The sequence below is a fragment of the Buchnera aphidicola (Kaburagia rhusicola ensigallis) genome, from assembly GCA_039830025.1.
Taxonomy (GTDB): domain Bacteria; phylum Pseudomonadota; class Gammaproteobacteria; order Enterobacterales; family Enterobacteriaceae; genus Buchnera_B; species Buchnera_B aphidicola_AW.
The window spans coordinates 296,193-313,286 of sequence record CP140040.1; the positions used below are offsets into that span (position 1 = coordinate 296,193).

Annotated in this window: 13 protein-coding genes; 7 read left to right on the top strand and 6 right to left on the bottom strand. The window is 25.2% G+C overall.

The genetic code is table 11. The features are described 5' to 3' along the window. Positions 1-8: 8 nt before the first annotated feature. From trpB to trpD, 3 genes are read right to left on the bottom strand one after another with little or no spacing between them, the layout of a single operon-like run. A complete protein-coding gene (gene trpB, locus U0T55_01300) occupies positions 9-1,193 on the bottom strand; it encodes a tryptophan synthase subunit beta (GenBank protein XBC43051.1) in 1,185 nt (394 codons plus the stop codon). A 15-nt stretch (positions 1,194-1,208) separates the two neighbouring features. Beyond that, positions 1,209-2,597: a bifunctional indole-3-glycerol-phosphate synthase TrpC/phosphoribosylanthranilate isomerase TrpF gene (trpCF, locus tag U0T55_01305; GenBank protein XBC43052.1), complete on the bottom strand. Its 1,389-nt coding sequence runs from the start codon at positions 2,595-2,597 to the stop codon at positions 1,209-1,211. Positions 2,598-2,612: 15 nt separating this feature from the next. After that, on the bottom strand, positions 2,613-3,608 hold the full coding sequence (gene trpD / locus U0T55_01310; protein ID XBC43053.1) for an anthranilate phosphoribosyltransferase: 996 nt from the start codon (positions 3,606-3,608) through the stop codon (positions 2,613-2,615). A gap of 279 nt (positions 3,609-3,887) precedes the next feature. Between trpD and U0T55_01315 the strand changes: the two genes are divergently transcribed. Continuing rightward, a complete protein-coding gene (locus U0T55_01315; GenBank protein XBC43054.1) occupies positions 3,888-4,808 on the top strand; it encodes a DMT family transporter in 921 nt (306 codons plus the stop codon). A gap of 487 nt (positions 4,809-5,295) precedes the next feature. Beyond that, the gene (gene sohB / locus U0T55_01320) at positions 5,296-6,333 is read left to right on the top strand and encodes a protease SohB (GenBank protein XBC43055.1); all 1,038 of its coding nucleotides are present in this window, start codon (positions 5,296-5,298) and stop codon (positions 6,331-6,333) included. A 469-nt stretch (positions 6,334-6,802) separates the two neighbouring features. Here sohB and U0T55_01325 read toward each other — a convergent pair whose 3' ends face one another. Beyond that, positions 6,803-7,594, bottom strand: a complete 792-nt coding sequence (locus U0T55_01325) for an inositol monophosphatase family protein (protein ID XBC43056.1) — start codon at positions 7,592-7,594, stop codon at positions 6,803-6,805. A gap of 250 nt (positions 7,595-7,844) precedes the next feature. On the opposite strand from U0T55_01325, the gene rlmN reads away from it, so the two are divergent. The 4 genes from rlmN to glyA all read left to right on the top strand — a co-directional run bounded on the left by rlmN (position 7,845) and on the right by glyA (position 12,946). After that, on the top strand, positions 7,845-8,963 hold the full coding sequence (rlmN, locus tag U0T55_01330; protein XBC43065.1) for a 23S rRNA (adenine(2503)-C(2))-methyltransferase RlmN: 1,119 nt from the start codon (positions 7,845-7,847) through the stop codon (positions 8,961-8,963). A 120-nt stretch (positions 8,964-9,083) separates the two neighbouring features. After that, entirely contained in the window at positions 9,084-10,178 is a 1,095-nt protein-coding gene (ispG, locus tag U0T55_01335; protein XBC43057.1) for a flavodoxin-dependent (E)-4-hydroxy-3-methylbut-2-enyl-diphosphate synthase, read from the top strand. Positions 10,179-10,287: 109 nt separating this feature from the next. Then, the gene (hisS, locus tag U0T55_01340; protein ID XBC43058.1) at positions 10,288-11,562 is read left to right on the top strand and encodes a histidine--tRNA ligase; all 1,275 of its coding nucleotides are present in this window, start codon (positions 10,288-10,290) and stop codon (positions 11,560-11,562) included. 181 nt (positions 11,563-11,743) lie between these two features. Continuing rightward, complete coding sequence (glyA, locus tag U0T55_01345) at positions 11,744-12,946, top strand: serine hydroxymethyltransferase (protein ID XBC43066.1); 1,203 nt, start codon at positions 11,744-11,746, stop codon at positions 12,944-12,946. Between the two features lie 88 nt (positions 12,947-13,034). Here the strand turns inward: glyA and bioD are convergent, their stop codons facing one another. Continuing rightward, positions 13,035-13,718 carry a dethiobiotin synthase gene (gene bioD / locus U0T55_01350; protein ID XBC42574.1) on the bottom strand — a complete coding sequence of 228 codons (684 nt, stop codon included), beginning with the start codon at positions 13,716-13,718 and terminating at the stop codon, positions 13,035-13,037. A 928-nt stretch (positions 13,719-14,646) separates the two neighbouring features. Beyond that, positions 14,647-15,678: a biotin synthase BioB gene (gene bioB / locus U0T55_01355; GenBank protein XBC42575.1), complete on the bottom strand. Its 1,032-nt coding sequence runs from the start codon at positions 15,676-15,678 to the stop codon at positions 14,647-14,649. 75 nt (positions 15,679-15,753) lie between these two features. Between bioB and bioA the strand changes: the two genes are divergently transcribed. Continuing rightward, positions 15,754-17,046 (top strand): adenosylmethionine--8-amino-7-oxononanoate transaminase, encoded by a 1,293-nt coding sequence (bioA, locus tag U0T55_01360; GenBank protein ID XBC42576.1) that lies wholly within the window; start codon positions 15,754-15,756, stop codon positions 17,044-17,046. Positions 17,047-17,094 lie beyond the last annotated feature (48 nt).

The following is a 17,094-nucleotide window of genomic DNA, read 5'->3' on the forward strand; positions in this document are numbered from 1 at the left end:
TATAAGTATTACTCTGAATTTTTTAAAAAATTTTTTACGGTTTTAATGTCCTTATCCCCCCTTCCTGAAATGTTTACAATCAGTACTTGATGTTTATTAGGATCGTTTTTCATCAACTTAAGTGCATAAGCTAATGCATGAGAGCATTCTAATGCTGGAATAATCCCTTCTGATTGACTTAAACATTGAAATGCATGTATAGCTTCATGATCAGTCACTGATACGTATGTAGCTCGTTTAATGCTATCTAGCCAAGCATGTTCAGGTCCTACTGCAGGGAAATCTAAGCCAGCAGAGATAGACCACGATTCTTGAATTTGACCTTCTTCTGTTTGCATAATTTTTGTTTTCATACCAAAAAATATACCTGTATCTCCATGAGTTAAAGGGGCTCCATGCTTTTTAGTATGAATGCCTTTTCCTGCTGGCTCTACACCAATTAGTTTAACTGAATTATCCGTAATAAAGGATGAAAATATTCCAATAGCATTTGATCCTCCTCCAATGCATGCAATAATAGCGTGAGGTAAACAATGTTCTTTTGCAAGAATTTGTTTTTTTGCTTCTTTTCCAATAATACTTTGAAATTCCTTAACTATAGTCGGATAAGGGTGAGGTCCAGCAGCAGTTCCAAGCATATAATGAGCGTTAACATAATTTTTTGACCAATCTCGTAGTGCTTCGTTACATGCATCTTTTAAAGTTCCACTTCCACTTGTTACTGGTATTACTTTTGCACCCATTAGTTTCATTCTAAAAACGTTTTGTTGTTGTCTTTTAATATCTTTTATTCCCATATAAACTCGACATTGTAGACCCAATAAGGCACACGATAAAGCTGATGCAACTCCGTGTTGACCTGCTCCTGTTTCTGCAATTATTTCTTTCTTTTTCATTTTTTTTGCCAATAAAGCTTGTCCTAAAACTTGATTAGTTTTATGCGCGCCTCCATGAAGTAAATCTTCTCGTTTGAGATAAATACGTGTATTTGTACCTTTTGTTAAATTTTGACACAACGTTAATGGTGTCGGTCTACCTGCATAATTTTTTAAAAGATTAGATAGTTCTTGTTTAAATTGATAATCTTTTAAAGAGGAAACGAACGTTTTTTCTAATTGATATAATGCAGGCATTAAAATTTGCGGTACATACATACCACCAAATTTACCAAAATATGAATTTAATAAAGTCATTTTGAAAATAAATTCCTAATTTATACATTTTTTATTAATTATTATCTTATGCTCTCTTAGAGAGCGAAATAATAATTTTATTTTACTTTTATCTTTAATTCCAGGATAAGTTTCTAATCCAGAATTAAAATCGAGTCCGAAACAACCTAAATTAGATGCTAAAATACAATTTTTTATATTTAGTCCACCAGCTAAAATAATATTATTTAGTTCTTGATTTTTTAGTAACAACCAATCAAACGGAGAACCACTACCTCCATGTGTATTGTCAAAAACATATTTGTCTACATATTTAAAATTTAATGGTTTGCTTTTATTGTTTAATGAAATAGCTTTCCAAATTTTTATATTTTCTGGTAGTTTCTTTCTTAAGTTATTAATATAAATTTGATCTTCTTGTCCATGGAGTTGAACAGCATATAATGACAGATATTTTACTAAACGAATAATAATACTGATATCTTCATTGCAAAAGACTCCTATATATTTCATAAGAATAACGTTATTTATATTAATAGCTGTTTCGAAATTAATACATCGTGGAGAAGATTTACAAAAAATGAAACCTGCGTAAATAGCTCCATATTTTTTTGACATTTTAACATCTTGTAGTCGTGTTAAGCCGCATATTTTATTATTTCCTATTATAATTTTACGAATAGCATTTTCTAGATTGGTTTTAACCATTAAAGAAGATCCGATAAGAAAACCTTGTACAATAGATTTTAATTGTCTTAATTGATGATAATTTTTGATACCTGATTCACTAATAATAATTATATTTTTTGGTATCTTAGAGGCTAGGTGGGGTGTATTAGTCATTGAAATAGAAAAATCATGTAAATTTCGATTGTTAATTCCAATAATTTTTGCATTTAAATTTATAGCTCTATTTAGTTCTTCGATGTTGTTTATTTCAGTTAATATTCCCATGTTGAGAGATTTAGCTAACTTTTTAAGTAAAAGGTACTGATAATCATTTAAAATAGATAACATCAATAGTATAGCATCAGCTTGATAATACCTCGCTAAATATATTTGATATGGATCTATAAAAAAATCTTTGCATAAAATTGGTTGATTAACAGCAATATTTCGAATAGTAGGTATAAATTCGAATTTTCCATGAAAATATTCTTCATCAGTTAATACTGATATAGCTGAAGCATACTTTTTATATATTTTAGCTACAAATTTAGGATCAAAGTTATTAAGTACCCCTAGCGAAGGTGATGCCTTTTTAAACTCTAATATAAAAGCAGGATGCGTTTTTTTTAATGATTGATGAAAATCACGATCTGATAATATAATATCATTTTTAAAAATAGACAATGGTTGTATTTTTTTTCTATTTACAATCCAACTTAATTTATTTTTTATTATTTTTGTTAGTATACTAGTCAAAATAAATAATCCTTTTTAAAATTTAGACAATGCAGAAATAGTTTCGTATACTTTTCCACTACGAATTATTTTTAAAGCATATTTTGTATTTTTTTTTAAATTTTCGTTACCAAATACTTTAAATAATACAGCTACATTAGCTGCTATGGTTTCTGCAATTGCAGAAGGACCTTTGCCCTGTAATGTTTTTTTAATAATTTCATAGTTTTCCTTAGGCGTACCCCCTAAAATAGAATTTTTATTGTGATAATGAACCCCAAAATCTTCTGGATATAGTGTATATGAATTAATTTTAGAATTATTTAATTCAATGACATTTGTAGGACTATGTAAAGTAACTTCGTCTGTATGATTACTGTATACTATTATTGAACGGTGACTGTTTAATTTTCTTAATATCTTTGCAATAGGAAACATTAGTTTAATACTATAAACACCTATAAAAGATAACGGTGGTTGAGACGGATTTAACAACGGTCCTAATATATTAAATAGTGTTTTCGTTTTTAATATTTTTCGAACTAACGTTACATATTTAAAACTTATATGATACTGAGGTGCAAATAAAAAACAAATATTTAATGTATTTAACATTTCTCGAGATTTTCTTGGTGATACATTTACGTCAATATCAAATTCTTTTAACAATTCATATGATCCAGTTTTGCTAGATATGTTTGTATTGCAATGTTTAATTATTTTTAATCCACAAGTTGCTCCTACAAATGCACTAGTAGTAGATATATTAATACTATTACTAGAATCTCCACCAGTTCCTACAATATCAGCAAACATGTAATTTGGTTTAGGAAAAGGTTTGACATATTTTAAACAAGCACGCAATGCTCCCATTATTTCACTTTCAGATTCACCTCTAATTTTTAAAGCTATTAATATTGCAGACAATTGTATATCATTAATTTTTTTAGACATTATACATGTAAATATTTTATATGATTCTTGTTCTGTTAAATAATCGCCATTATAAATTTTATTTAATATAGTTTGCATTTTATATCTTATAGTAAGCAATATGTCTTTATAGTTTTTAAAAACATATATTACGATTTATTAATAATTAATTAAAACATATTGTTTATATTTTAATTGTATATTCAATGTAGTTTTAATTGCATCAATCTCACTGTCATTTAATAATAGATCATATAACTTATTAGATTAATTGCAATTATTTTCATGATGTAAAATTATTATTTATAAATATCACTTTGAATAATTTGACGTTTTTAAAAATATAATGATTTGCATTAATATAAACTAGGAATAATAATGACACGAAAAATAATGATAATACTATTGTTTACAATGGTATCTATAACGTGGGGTACTACGTTTATGGCTATGAAAATTGCTGTAAATACTATTCCTCCTTTATTTATCACTGGAGCGAGATTTTTATTAACATCTTTATTATTAATTTATATTTGTTATTATACTAACACCTCCTTATTGTTCCCCCATGGAGAAAAAGTCTTTCAAATAATTGTATGTATATTTTATTTTATAATACCTTTTTCATTAATGTTGTATGGTGGGACTTATGTAAATTCGATTATTGCATCCGCTATATTTGCTAATATGCCGATTATGGTACTATTATTTTCTTTTTTCTTTTTTGACAAAAAATTATGTTATATGCAATATATTGGATCAACGTTAGCAATTTTATTTTTATCGATGATTTTATTTCAAGAAATAAAATTAGGAAACATAAAAACAATCAATGGGATAGTAGTGCTGATATTAGCTATGATGAGTCATGCTATAATATATTTATATTCTCAAGAAAAATATCCTAAAATATCTATTTTAACTTTTAACGCTCTTCCTTCATTTTTTTCAGGTTTATGCTTATTATGCATTTCTAATATAGTAGAACATCCCACATTTCATAACTTCTCTTTTGCATCTATCTTGGCAACGTTTTATTTAAGTTACATTTCAGGAGTATTTGGAATTTTATCTTATTTTTATTTACAAAAACAAGTTAGTCCCTTTCATGCTTCTATGGTTTTTTTTATATTTCCTTTTATAACTTTAATTTTAGAAAAATGGATCTATGGAAATTCTTTACACATGCATCAATTACAACTACTAACTTTTTTAATGAGTAGTATATTTTTAACATTAGTTCCATTTAATTATAAAAAAATTAAAAATTATATTAAAAAAACAAGAAAAAAAATTTAACGTATTTTTATTCATGTACAGTAATATTTGTAACAATATATACGATATATGTATTTTTTAATTTACAACTATTATTGTAATAATCTAAATAGAATCATTTCTTAAAAATCATATATCTCTTTATGTAATTATGACATTGAACAACTGTTTTAATTAAATATATGTTTATTCAAAAGTTAAAAAATTAAATCAATACCAAAATATCTTTATAAATTAGTGCAATTATATACATTGATATGTTTTATCTTTAAATAGAATTTATATACATATCATTGAATGAAAATATTATAATATAACTACAATATTATAATAAATATAAAAATGACATTTCAAACATTTATGCCATTCATAATACTAAAAAATATACTTATTTTTTTAAGTTGTATTATAATATGTTAATTTTATTAGTTTAATAAATAATTAACTATTTAGCTAAAAACAATTATTGTATTTTTTAAATTAATAAAAAACGAAAAAGGAAGGTTTTATGGATTTTATTTCTAATTATATGTTATTTTTTTCTAAAATATTTACTACTATTTTATTAGTTTTACTTTCTACTGTTATATTTTTTAACATCGTGCGAAAAAAAAATCAAAAAAATTTTAAACTTGATATTATATCTTTAAATGATCATTATGAATCAATTAAAAATCAAATTTTTTTTTCTATGATGTCAAAATATGAAAAAAAAATATGGAAAAAAAATCATAAAAAAAAGAAAAAAGAAAAGTTAAAAAGTGATATACAATTTGTTAAAAAAAATCATTATCAACTTTTTTATAAGAAAAAACCTACATTATATGTATTAGATTTTAAAGGTAATATTAACGCAACAGAAGTAACTTCACTGCGCGAAGAAATATCAGCAATACTTTTAGTTTATCAAGAAAAAGATGAAGTATTATTGCGATTGGAAAGTGGGGGTGGAGTAGTAAACGGGTATGGTTTAGCAGCTTCGCAATTAAAAAGATTAAGAGAAAAAAATATACATCTAACAATTTCTGTAGATAAAATTGCAGCTAGCGGAGGATATATGATGGCATGCGTCGCTAACCATATTATGGGATCTGCATTTTCTGTTATCGGATCTATTGGAGTAATAGCTCAAATACCTAATTTCTATAAATTATTAAAAAAAAATAACATTGATATGGAATTACACACATCTGGAAATTATAAAAGAACGTTGACTATGTTTGGAGAAAATACATCAGAAGATCGTAAAAAGTTTTGTTCCGAACTGCATTCTACTCATACTTTATTCCGAGAATTTGTTCACGATATGCGACCATCATTGAACATCGAAAAAGTTTCTAATGGAAAATATTGGTTTGGAACTACTGCTTTAAAAAAGGGGCTAATAGATAGTATTAGTACTAGTGATGATTTTATTATGTCAAAAATTAAACATTTTTCTATATTACAGCTGAAATACGTTCAGCATAAAACAACATTGGTTTCTCTTTTTTTAAAGGTAATAAAAAGTATTAAAAATATAACGTGTAAAATGTTAAATATATAAATATTTTATAATAAATAATATCATTTCTTATTATATGAAATGGTTTGAATTCATTTAAAAAATTTTTTATTCTATATTAGAATTATGTGTACTATAAGTATGACATAGTTATAACCTATTGGAAGTGTTAAACATTAAAGATATAAACAATAAAAACTTTTATACATCCTTTGTGATTTTTATAAAGCATTAATAAAAATTATTATTGTTAAATAAAAAAATTATACATGTCTTTTTAAATGTTGTATTACATAACTATATTTTTATTTCATATTTTATTGCGAATAAATAATATGAGTTAAAATTTTAAACACACATGCTGTTATGACAAATAGAAATCATATGTTGTCTGAATAAACATTTTAATAATAGTATTTTACAAGGAATAAAATTATTAGTTGTATTTAACTTGGAATTTTTAGTATTTTTCCAAAAATAATAAGTGCAAACATTTTATGTGACAGTTTTGTTAAAAACTTAAGTATTTTCGTAATTCTATAAGAATTACTCGCATTAACTTTGAATTTCCTGCTAATACAGATCTAAATAAAAAATAATTATTACCCCCATTTGGATCACTAATTAACCCCCCAGCTTCTTTGACTTGTAAAAATCCTGCTGTCAGCATAAAAGGTTGTATATCAAAATTACACAAAAAATCTAATCTTCCGACAGAAATATAGCTGTAATCAAGGTTTATACATCCTGTTGATCTTAACTTAACATTTTTTAATAAAAATTTATTAATAATCTTTAAAAAGTGTTCATTGATACGATATCTTTTATATGGAAGAGTGATTCCAATCAAACTGTTGTTTAACACGCTGACATTATTACATCTCATTCTATATCCATTTAATTGAGCTCCTTGTCCTTTAACAGCCGTAAACAATTCATTTCTGAGAGGATCGTATATTACAGATATTTCAGTAGTTTTACGAATTATAACAGCAATAGAAACACAAAAATGTGGTAAATTTCTTTCAAAATTACTAATTCCGTCTAATGCATTAATTAACCATACTATTTCTGATATTTTAAACACTACATTAGTATTTTTTCGTGTAATGATAATATGTTCTGGATAAGATTTATGAATGATATTAATCATTAATTTTTCTGATATTTCAATCATTTTAGAAATTAATTCATGTTTTCCAGCTTGTTTTTCATGGTTAATTTTTTGGTTGTCATAGTTTTGAATAAGTATAGCTCCGCCTTTTCTAACTACGCGAATAGCAATATTAAGAATAGGATGCATAATTGTCCTTATTTAACAAATATTAGTTATATAATAAAGTTATAGTTTTATCTTTTATACTTTAAATACCATGTTCTTTTATTTTTTTAAAAAATTAATTTTTCATGTAATAAGAATTATATGAAGATTATTATTTTACGATTTATGTTCATTATATATCAAAATATTTATTTTTTTAAAAATATTAAATTTCTATAATATCAAATTTTGTATTTTACTTTAATATATGTTTTAAACATTATTTACTAGGATTGACGTGATGAAAAAGTTTTTAAATATGTCTTATGATACTAAAATTAATCTGTTAAATTTTGATTTAAAGAAAATGCGTAATTTTTTTTCGTCTATAGGTGAAAAAGAATTTTGTGCAGTACAAGTTATGCAGTGGATATACAAATATTATTGTGATGATTTTGAAAAAATGTCTAATATTGGAAGAAATTTAAAAAAAAAATTATCACAATTATGTTATATTGCCCCCCCTTTATTTTTAAATAAAATTACTTCTTTGGATGGTACAATAAAATGGAATGTTTCTATTGATAATTCTTTTGTAGAAACAGTTTATATTCCTAGTAATAAACGTACAACATTATGCATTTCATCTCAATCAGGTTGTCCTTTATCTTGTAAATTTTGTTCTACTGGAAAACAAGAATTTAATAGAAATTTGACTACATCGGAAATAATAGGACAAGTTTGGTATGTCGGAAAGTTGATATATAATAAACGATTAATGAATATTAAAAAAATTACCAATATAGTGTTAATGGGCATGGGAGAACCCTTATTAAATTTAAAGAATGTTGTAAATTCATTAAACATTATGATTGATTCATCAGGATTTAGTTTGTCTAAAAATCGTGTAACTTTATCTACTTCAGGAGTTGTACCTGCTTTAAAAAAACTTACAAATATGATTGATGTATCATTAGCAATTTCTTTACATGCATCTAATGATATTGTTCGAAATCAATTAATGCCTATTAATAAAAAATATAATATTCAAATGGTATTAGATGCGGTTAAATTATATCTTCGACGTTCTCATGCTAATAGAGGAAAAGTAACAATAGAATACGTTATGTTGCATAACGTCAATGATCACTTGTATTATGCAAAAGAATTGTCTTCTTTGTTAAAATATATTCCTAGTAAAATAAATTTAATTCCATGGAATATTTTTCCAAAAAGCGATTATATTCCTAGTAGTAATATTAATATTAAAAATTTTGCTAACATTCTTATAAAAAGAGGATATTCTACTACAATTAGAAAAACTAGAGGAGCTGACATTAATGCTGCTTGCGGACAATTAACAGGTCAAGTTTTAAATTTGTCTAATATAATCGCATCAAAAAATATTTAAAAATTATGTAATAAAATTTCTCTATAAATTATTTTATATTATTATAAATAATATTCATATTGGTTATGAAATTATTTTAAACACATTTAAAATAAATTTTTTTAAAATATGGATTGAAACATGAATATACAAAAATATATTAAAAGAAGAAAATCTGATCGAATTTATATAGGAAACGTACCAGTTGGTGATAATACACCTATTTCTGTTCAAACTATGACAAATACAGAAACTACTGATATCTCTGCTACAGTTAAACAAATCATACAGTTAAAGAATGTTGGAGCAGAAATAATTCGTATTTCAGTACCTACCATGGAAGCTGCAGATGCATTCAAAAAAATTAAAAAACAAGTTGATATTCCTTTAATTGCAGATATACATTTTAACTATAAAATAGCGATAAAAGTATTAAATTATGGAGCTGATGGCTTAAGAATAAATCCTGGAAATATTGGAAGTAAAAATAAAATTAAGCAAGTAGTAGATTGTGCAAAATATAATGGTGTACCTATTAGAATCGGTGTTAATTCTGGATCTTTAGAAAAGGATATATTAGAAAAATATAAATTTCCAACTCCAGAAGCATTATTAGAATCAGCTATGCGGCATGTAAATTATCTAGATAGTTTTAACTTTAATAAATTTAAGGTTAGCATAAAATCTTCTGATATATATATAGCTATTCAAGCTTACAAATTATTAGCAAAAAAGATTAGTCAACCTTTACATATAGGAATAACTGAATCTGGGGGTTTTCGTAATGGCACGGTAAAATCTTCTATCGGAATTGGATCGTTATTATTAAATGGAATTGGCGATACGATTAGAGTTTCATTAGCAGCAGATCCAATAGAAGAAGTAAAAGTAGGATTTGATATACTTCGGTCATTGCATATTCGTTTACAAGGGATCAACTTTATTGCTTGTCCTACTTGTGCTCGTCAAGAATTTGATGTTATTAAAACAGTCAATATTCTAGAAAAAAGATTGGAAGATATAAAAACACCTATAAATGTTTCCATAATTGGATGCGTAGTTAATGGTTTAGGAGAAGCTCTTACTTCTACTATAGGAATTACTGGTTACAGAAAAAGCAGTGTATTATATGAAGACGGAGTACGTCAATTACAACGCATTAACAATGATCAAATCATTGATGAGTTGGAAAAATATATTCGAAATAAATCTAAAAAATTATTGTTACTAACATAATTTTTATTTAATTACAATAAAATTAATTATAAAAAATGAATTGTATAACATAATTTTTCTTAACAAATTGTTATTATTCATATTTTAATGTTTTTAGAAAGGTAAATCAGTGAATTCAACAATTCAATCCGTAAAAGGAATGCACGATTATATTCCTAAAGATGTTCAAATTTGGCAATACATAGAAAAAATTCTAAAACAAACTTTATCTAGTTATAATTATCAAGAAATTCGTTTTCCTATCATAGAAAAAACAGAACTGTTTGAACGTAATATCGGAAATGCTACTGATGTAATTGAAAAAGAAATGTATTCATTTCAAGATAGGAATAAAAATAGTCTTACACTTCGTCCAGAAGGAACAATAGGATGTATGCGTTCTTGTATTAAAAATGGGCTACTAAGAAATTCAGAACAAAAATTATGGTATTTAGGACCAATGTTTCGTTACGAAAAACCGCAATATGGGCGATATAGGCAATTTCATCAATTAGGAATTGAATCTTTTGGTTTATTAGGCCCAAATGTTGATTTAGAAATTATTTTGTTAATTCAAAGAATTTGGAAAAATTTAGATGTTTCTCAGTATATTAGTTTAGAATTAAATACTATTGGGTCAATCAATGATAGAATTAATTACAAGAAATTGTTGTATTCATATTTTAAAAAATATGAATCTATTTTAGACAAAGATTGTAAGCGTCGATTGTATACAAATCCATTTCGTATTTTAGATAGTAAAAATAATGCTATAAAAAATCTTATTCATAAAGCTCCAATTTTGATAGACTATGTTGATCATGATTCTTTAACGCATTTTAAACAATTATGTAAATTTATGAGTGATATAGGTATTTCTTATACCATTAATCATAAATTAGTTCGAGGATTAGATTATTATAACAAGACTGTTTTTGAATGGAAAATAAACAAACTAGCATCAAAAAATACTGTTTGTGCAGGTGGTAGATACGATTATTTATCTCAATCTTTTGGAACCTCGGCAATTCCTGCTATTGGTTGTGCTATTGGAATGGAAAGGTTAGTATTATTATTAGAATCATTAAAAAAATCATTAAATTTGAAAAATTTTATTGACATTTTTATTATTTTTTTAAACAAAGATATAGAATTATATGCAATAAAATTATCTGAAAAAATTCGTGAAGAATTACCATATAAAAAAATTCAAATTAATTTTTTAAGTGGGAATATAAAAAAGCAATTTAGTAAAGCAAATAAATTAGGTGTTCGTATAGTATTATTATTAGGTCATATAGAAGTACGCAATAAAACAGTATTAATAAAAGATCTGAAATCCAATGAACAAAAAACTTTTTTAGTAAAAAATGTTGTTCAAGAATTAAAAAATTATTTTTCATAAATAATTCTTCACAATAAAACATTATGTAACAATATTAAAACGATAATAAAATATACATTGTATAGTGATGAATTAGAATTAATTAGTATACATATTATAATTTTAATTAATATAAAAGGATATATTTGTGTTCAACATTGTTAAAAGTATTAAAGACTATGATTTAGATTTATGGAATATTATGCAACAAGAGGAAAATCGTCAAGAAAACCATATCGAATTAATTGCTTCAGAAAATTATGCTAGTTCATGCGTTATGGAAGCGCAAGGATCTATTATGACTAATAAATACGCAGAAGGATATCCAAATAAAAGATATTATGGAGGTTGCGATTATGTGGATATGATAGAACAATTAGCAATTAAACGTGCTAAGATTTTGTTTAACGCGGACTATGCAAATGTACAACCTCATTCTGGATCACAAGCTAACTTTGCAGTTTATAATGCATTGTTAAATCCAGGAGATACTATATTGGGTATGAGCTTGTCTCACGGTGGGCATTTAACCCATGGATCTCCAGTAAATTTTTCAGGTAAACTATATAAATCTATTTCTTATGGATTAGATAATGAAGGTAATATTAATTATTCTCAGATAGAAAAATTAGCTAATACTTATAAACCAAAAATGATTATTGGAGGATTTTCTGCTTATTCTGGAATATGTAACTGGAAGTTATTTAGAGAAATTTCTGATTCTATTAATGCATATTTTGTGGTAGATATGGCTCATGTTGCTGGTTTAGTAGCAGCTAACTTATATCCAAGTCCGCTTAAATATGCGCATATTGTAACTACTACTACACACAAAACTTTAGCAGGTCCTAGAGGAGGATTAATTCTGGCAAAAGGAACAAATAATGAATCTTTATATAAGAAAATAGATTCATCAGTTTTTCCTTTTTGTCAAGGTGGACCTTTAGTTCATGTTATTGCAGCTAAGGCAGTTGCATTAAAAGAAGCAATGAGTTCTTCTTTTAAAATATATCAAATGCAAGTAATGAAAAATGCTCAACTTATGGTAGAAGTTTTTTTAAAAAGAAAATATATAGTTGTTTCAGGAAAAACATTGAATCATCTATTTCTTCTAGATTTATCAAATACAAATATAACAGGAAAAGACGCCGAATCAGCATTAAATATAGCTAATATTATTGTAAATAAAAATAGTATACCTAATGATGTTCGAAGTCCATTTATTACTTCAGGAATACGAATAGGAACACCTGCAATCACAAGGAGAGGTTTCAAAAAACTAGAAGTATACAATCTATCTCATTGGATTAGCGATATATTGGATGATGTAAATAATATTCGAAATATTTCTAAAATAAAAGAAAAAGTGTTAGATTTATGTAAATTATTTCCTGTTTATAAATAGTATTAGTCAGTATTACGCAGTATTATACCATCTACATTAGATGGTGTAATCAAATGTTTGTACAGCAATATTTATTTTATATTTCTTATTAATTTATTTTTTTTGTGTTAGGTAATATAATAGTAATATCTGAAGTATAAAGTTTATCTAGATTTTTAAAATATTTCACATATCCCAAAAATTGAGATTTTAAATGTTTTTTTAAAATTATGATGTATTCGAAATCGTATTTATTTATAGGGGACAAATAATTTACAATCCAGCCTAAAAATGTAACGCCTGAATCTAAAATAGCCTGTTGCGTGAGAATTGCATGATTAATACATCCTAGTTTTATACCTATTACTAAAATTACGCTTAATTTTTCTTTTATTACCCAATGCGAAAATGTGATTTTTTCTGATAAAGGCGTATGCCATCCTCCAGCACCTTCTACTAATACATAATTAGATTTTTCTTTTAAGTTATGCAAACCCAGCGATAATTTTTTTATGCAAATAGGAATAGAATATTTTTTACTTGCAAAATGAGGACTAATTGATTCAGGAAAAAAAAAGGGATTTATTTCTGAATAAGTTAATTTAATAGTACTAAAACGTTGTAGTAATATTGCATCATTATTTTTTCCATTTTTTTTGTTAGATCCAGAAGCCACTGGTTTATATCCGATAGCATGATATCCACTATTTTTAGCTAATATTAATAATAAAACAGTACATATTGTTTTACCTACATTAGTATCTGTACCAGTTACAAACCAACAATGTTTCATTAATACGTTACTCCAAAAAAATTATCGATGATTTAATAAATATTTACATTATCTTAAAATAAAAAATTATTTTTTAATTTTTCTTAGTTTAATGAACGTCATTAGTTCGTTAAATATAATTAGTGTTCTATTTAATACATTATTTGTCAGTAATTTTTAAAAAGTTTAATTTAAATTTTTTATAATGATTTTTTTAAAAATAAAATAATATTTTTATTATTTTAGTCATAATTACTTTTTTAACACCATTTTAAAAAAGCTTGCAACATTAAATTGATAACAACTGTAAAAACATATAAAAACTGCATGAATAAAAATGATTAAAAATAAATATATTAATCGGTGTTAATAGTTTTAACTGTTTTTAGTATATTCTTTTACCTTGAAAAACTTTTAATTTCACTATACTATTAATTTTTTATATTGATATACTTAGTTTCATATTTAAAATTAAAATAAAACGATTACATAAAAAATTCAATTTTTTATGTAATATTTATTAAAAATTTTTATAAAATTAAATTAAAAAACATTGATTACTATTGCTATAATAACGTACGTCATTTTGTTTACATCATTTATTCAAAATTATTTAACAAATAAAAATAGTGTTTCTGACTTGAAAATATTTTTAATGGTTCGCGTGTTACATAAACAAATGATAATTTTAATATTTCAAATTAGAATAGCATTCTATTTCTTGCTACAATTATATACAAATATTGGTAATGTATATAACAATTGTTTGAAAATATAAGTAAAATGTTTTTATGGAAATATACTATTGGTTTAATGGATTAATTATATATTCAAGAACAGATTATATTTTTTATTATATAAATTAATATGTGTTTAGAAAATTATTTTTATAATATAATACTTTTTCTTTAATAATTTTATTACGCTTAAAATTCTAATGTTTTAATTATTATATACCCGCGTTATAATATTGCGTTTGTGTTTTATCTTGTTTTTTACTTATGACATTTTTTATATCTAAATAATTTTTTGAATTAATATAATTGTTTTTTGAATTTAATCCTAATTTTTTGAATAAATTTAGATCAGAATTTTGTGTAGGATTAGGAGTAGTTAGTAGTTTACATCCATAAAAAACAGAATTAGCACCAGCCATAAAACACATTGCTTGAGTTTGTTCATTCATATTTTCTCGACCAGCCGATAAACGTATATAAGACTTAGGCATCATTATTCGTGTTACTGCAATAGTTTTTATAAAATCCAATATGTCTACATCTTCATTGTGTTCCATTGGTGTCCCTTTGACTTTTACTAACATATTTATAGGTATACTTTCTGGAACTATCGATAAATTAGACAATTGTATTAGTAATTCTATTCGATCGTTAACTTGTTCCCCTAATCCCACAATTCCTCCAGAACACACTTTCATTCCAGATTGTCGTACTACTCTTAAAGTGTTTAATCTATCTTGATAACTTCGAGTTGTTACAATTTTTTTATAAAAACTTTCTGAAGTATCTAAATTATGATTATAGAAATCTAATCCTGCTTTTGCTAGTTTATTTGCCTGATTTTCATTCAAGGATCCTAAAGTCATACATGTTTCCATTCCTATTTTTTTTACTTCTTTAATGATTTCTTCCAAATATGGTATGTCTTTATCTTTAGGGTTTTTCCAAGCTGCTCCCATGCAGAACCGTTCAGATCCTGATTTTTTAGCTTCTTTAGCAAACTTCAATATTTGTTTTATGTTTAATAGTTTTTCTTTTTTTATATTGGTGTTATATCTAGCACTTTGAGGACAATATTTACAATCTTCCGGACATGAACCTGTCTTAATTGATAATAAAGTACTAATTTGAATTTCATTTGGATTAAAATTTTTGCGATGAATCGTTTGAGCAGAAAACAAAAGATCTAGAAATGGTAAATCAAATAATAATTTAACTTTTTTAAAATCCCACTTTTTTTTCATTGTTAATTCCAAAAATTGTTTATTTAAATAAATAAAAGTTTATAATTGTCATTTCATTTTTTAATAATATTTTTTATGAATAAATCTGATATAGATTTTGATCAACAACACATTTGGCATCCTTATAGTTCTATGATTAATCCATTACCTTGCTATTTAGTAAAATCAGCTCAAGGAATTTTTTTAAATTTAAGTAATGGACAACAATTAATTGATGGAATGTCTTCATGGTGGGCGGTTATTCATGGATATAACCATCCCAGATTAAATCGAGCATTAAAAAATCAAATAAACCGAATGTCTCATGTTATGTTTGGTGGTATTACGCATCATCCAGCTATTTCATTGTGTAGAAATCTTATAAAGATCACTCCAAAAAACTTAAGTTGTATTTTTTTGTCAGATTCAGGTTCTGTAGCTATCGAAGTAGCAATAAAAATGGTATTACAGTATTGGAAATCGTTGGGTAAAAATAAAATTAAGTTTTTAACTATAAAAAACGGATATCACGGCGATACATTCTCTGCTATTTCAGTATGTGATCCCAATAATTCTTTTCATAATTTATATAGTAATTTTTTTCCAAAAAATTTATTTTCGGATGCTCCTAAATGTTCATTTTACAATAAATGGGATGAACAAGATATATATTCGTTTAATAATTTCATAGAAAAATATAAAGATGTTATTGCAGCTGTTATTTTAGAACCTATTGTACAAAGTATAGGTGGTATGAATTTTTATCATCCAATGTTTTTAAAGAAAGTAAGATTATTATGCAATACATTCGAAATTCCATTAATTTTAGATGAAATTGCTACAGGGTTTTGTAGAACTGGAAAATTTTTTGCTTTTGAACATGCAAATATTGTTCCAGACATTCTTTGTATTGGAAAAGCCATAACAGGAGGTACTATAACTTTGTCCGCAACGTTGACGACGAAAAAAATTGCAACAACTATTAGTAAGAATAACATATCAGGATGTTTCATGCATGGTCCTACATTTATGGCCAATCCTTTAGCATGTGCAGTAGCAAATGAAAATATAAAAATACTTAAAGAAAATAAATGGAAAATGCAAATTAACAACATTGAGAAATGCTTCCGTTTACACTTATTACCTTTACAAAGTCATCCCGAAGTGAATGATGTTCGAATTTTAGGTGCTATCGGAGTTGTTGAATGTGTGCATATTATAAATGTTGCATATATGCAAAAATTTTTTGTAAAAAATGGTGTATGGATCAGACCATTTGAAAAAATTATTTATCTTATTCCATCTTACATTATTGACGAAAATTCTTTAAAAAAACTTATATACGTTATTTCTATTGCATTAGATCATAAAAATTTTTTTTTACGATAAAATACATGTTTATTTCATTATAAATATCACAATAATATTGATTTTATT

Excerpts from the sequence above, each read along its gene's own strand:
- trpD (XBC43053.1), bottom strand. The coding sequence starts at position 3,608 with ATGCAAACTATATTAAATAAAATTTATAATGGCGATTATTTAACAGAA.
- bioD (XBC42574.1), bottom strand. The coding sequence starts at position 13,718 with ATGAAACATTGTTGGTTTGTAACTGGTACAGATACTAATGTAGGTAAA.
- ispG (XBC43057.1), top strand. The coding sequence starts at position 9,084 with ATGAATATACAAAAATATATTAAAAGAAGAAAATCTGATCGAATTTAT.
- bioA (XBC42576.1), top strand. The coding sequence starts at position 15,754 with ATGAATAAATCTGATATAGATTTTGATCAACAACACATTTGGCATCCT.
- trpB (XBC43051.1), bottom strand. The coding sequence starts at position 1,193 with ATGACTTTATTAAATTCATATTTTGGTAAATTTGGTGGTATGTATGTA.
- U0T55_01315 (XBC43054.1), top strand. The coding sequence starts at position 3,888 with ATGACACGAAAAATAATGATAATACTATTGTTTACAATGGTATCTATA.
- sohB (XBC43055.1), top strand. The coding sequence starts at position 5,296 with ATGGATTTTATTTCTAATTATATGTTATTTTTTTCTAAAATATTTACT.
- U0T55_01325 (XBC43056.1), bottom strand. The coding sequence starts at position 7,594 with ATGCATCCTATTCTTAATATTGCTATTCGCGTAGTTAGAAAAGGCGGA.
- glyA (XBC43066.1), top strand. The coding sequence starts at position 11,744 with ATGCAACAAGAGGAAAATCGTCAAGAAAACCATATCGAATTAATTGCT.
- bioB (XBC42575.1), bottom strand. The coding sequence starts at position 15,678 with ATGAAAAAAAAGTGGGATTTTAAAAAAGTTAAATTATTATTTGATTTA.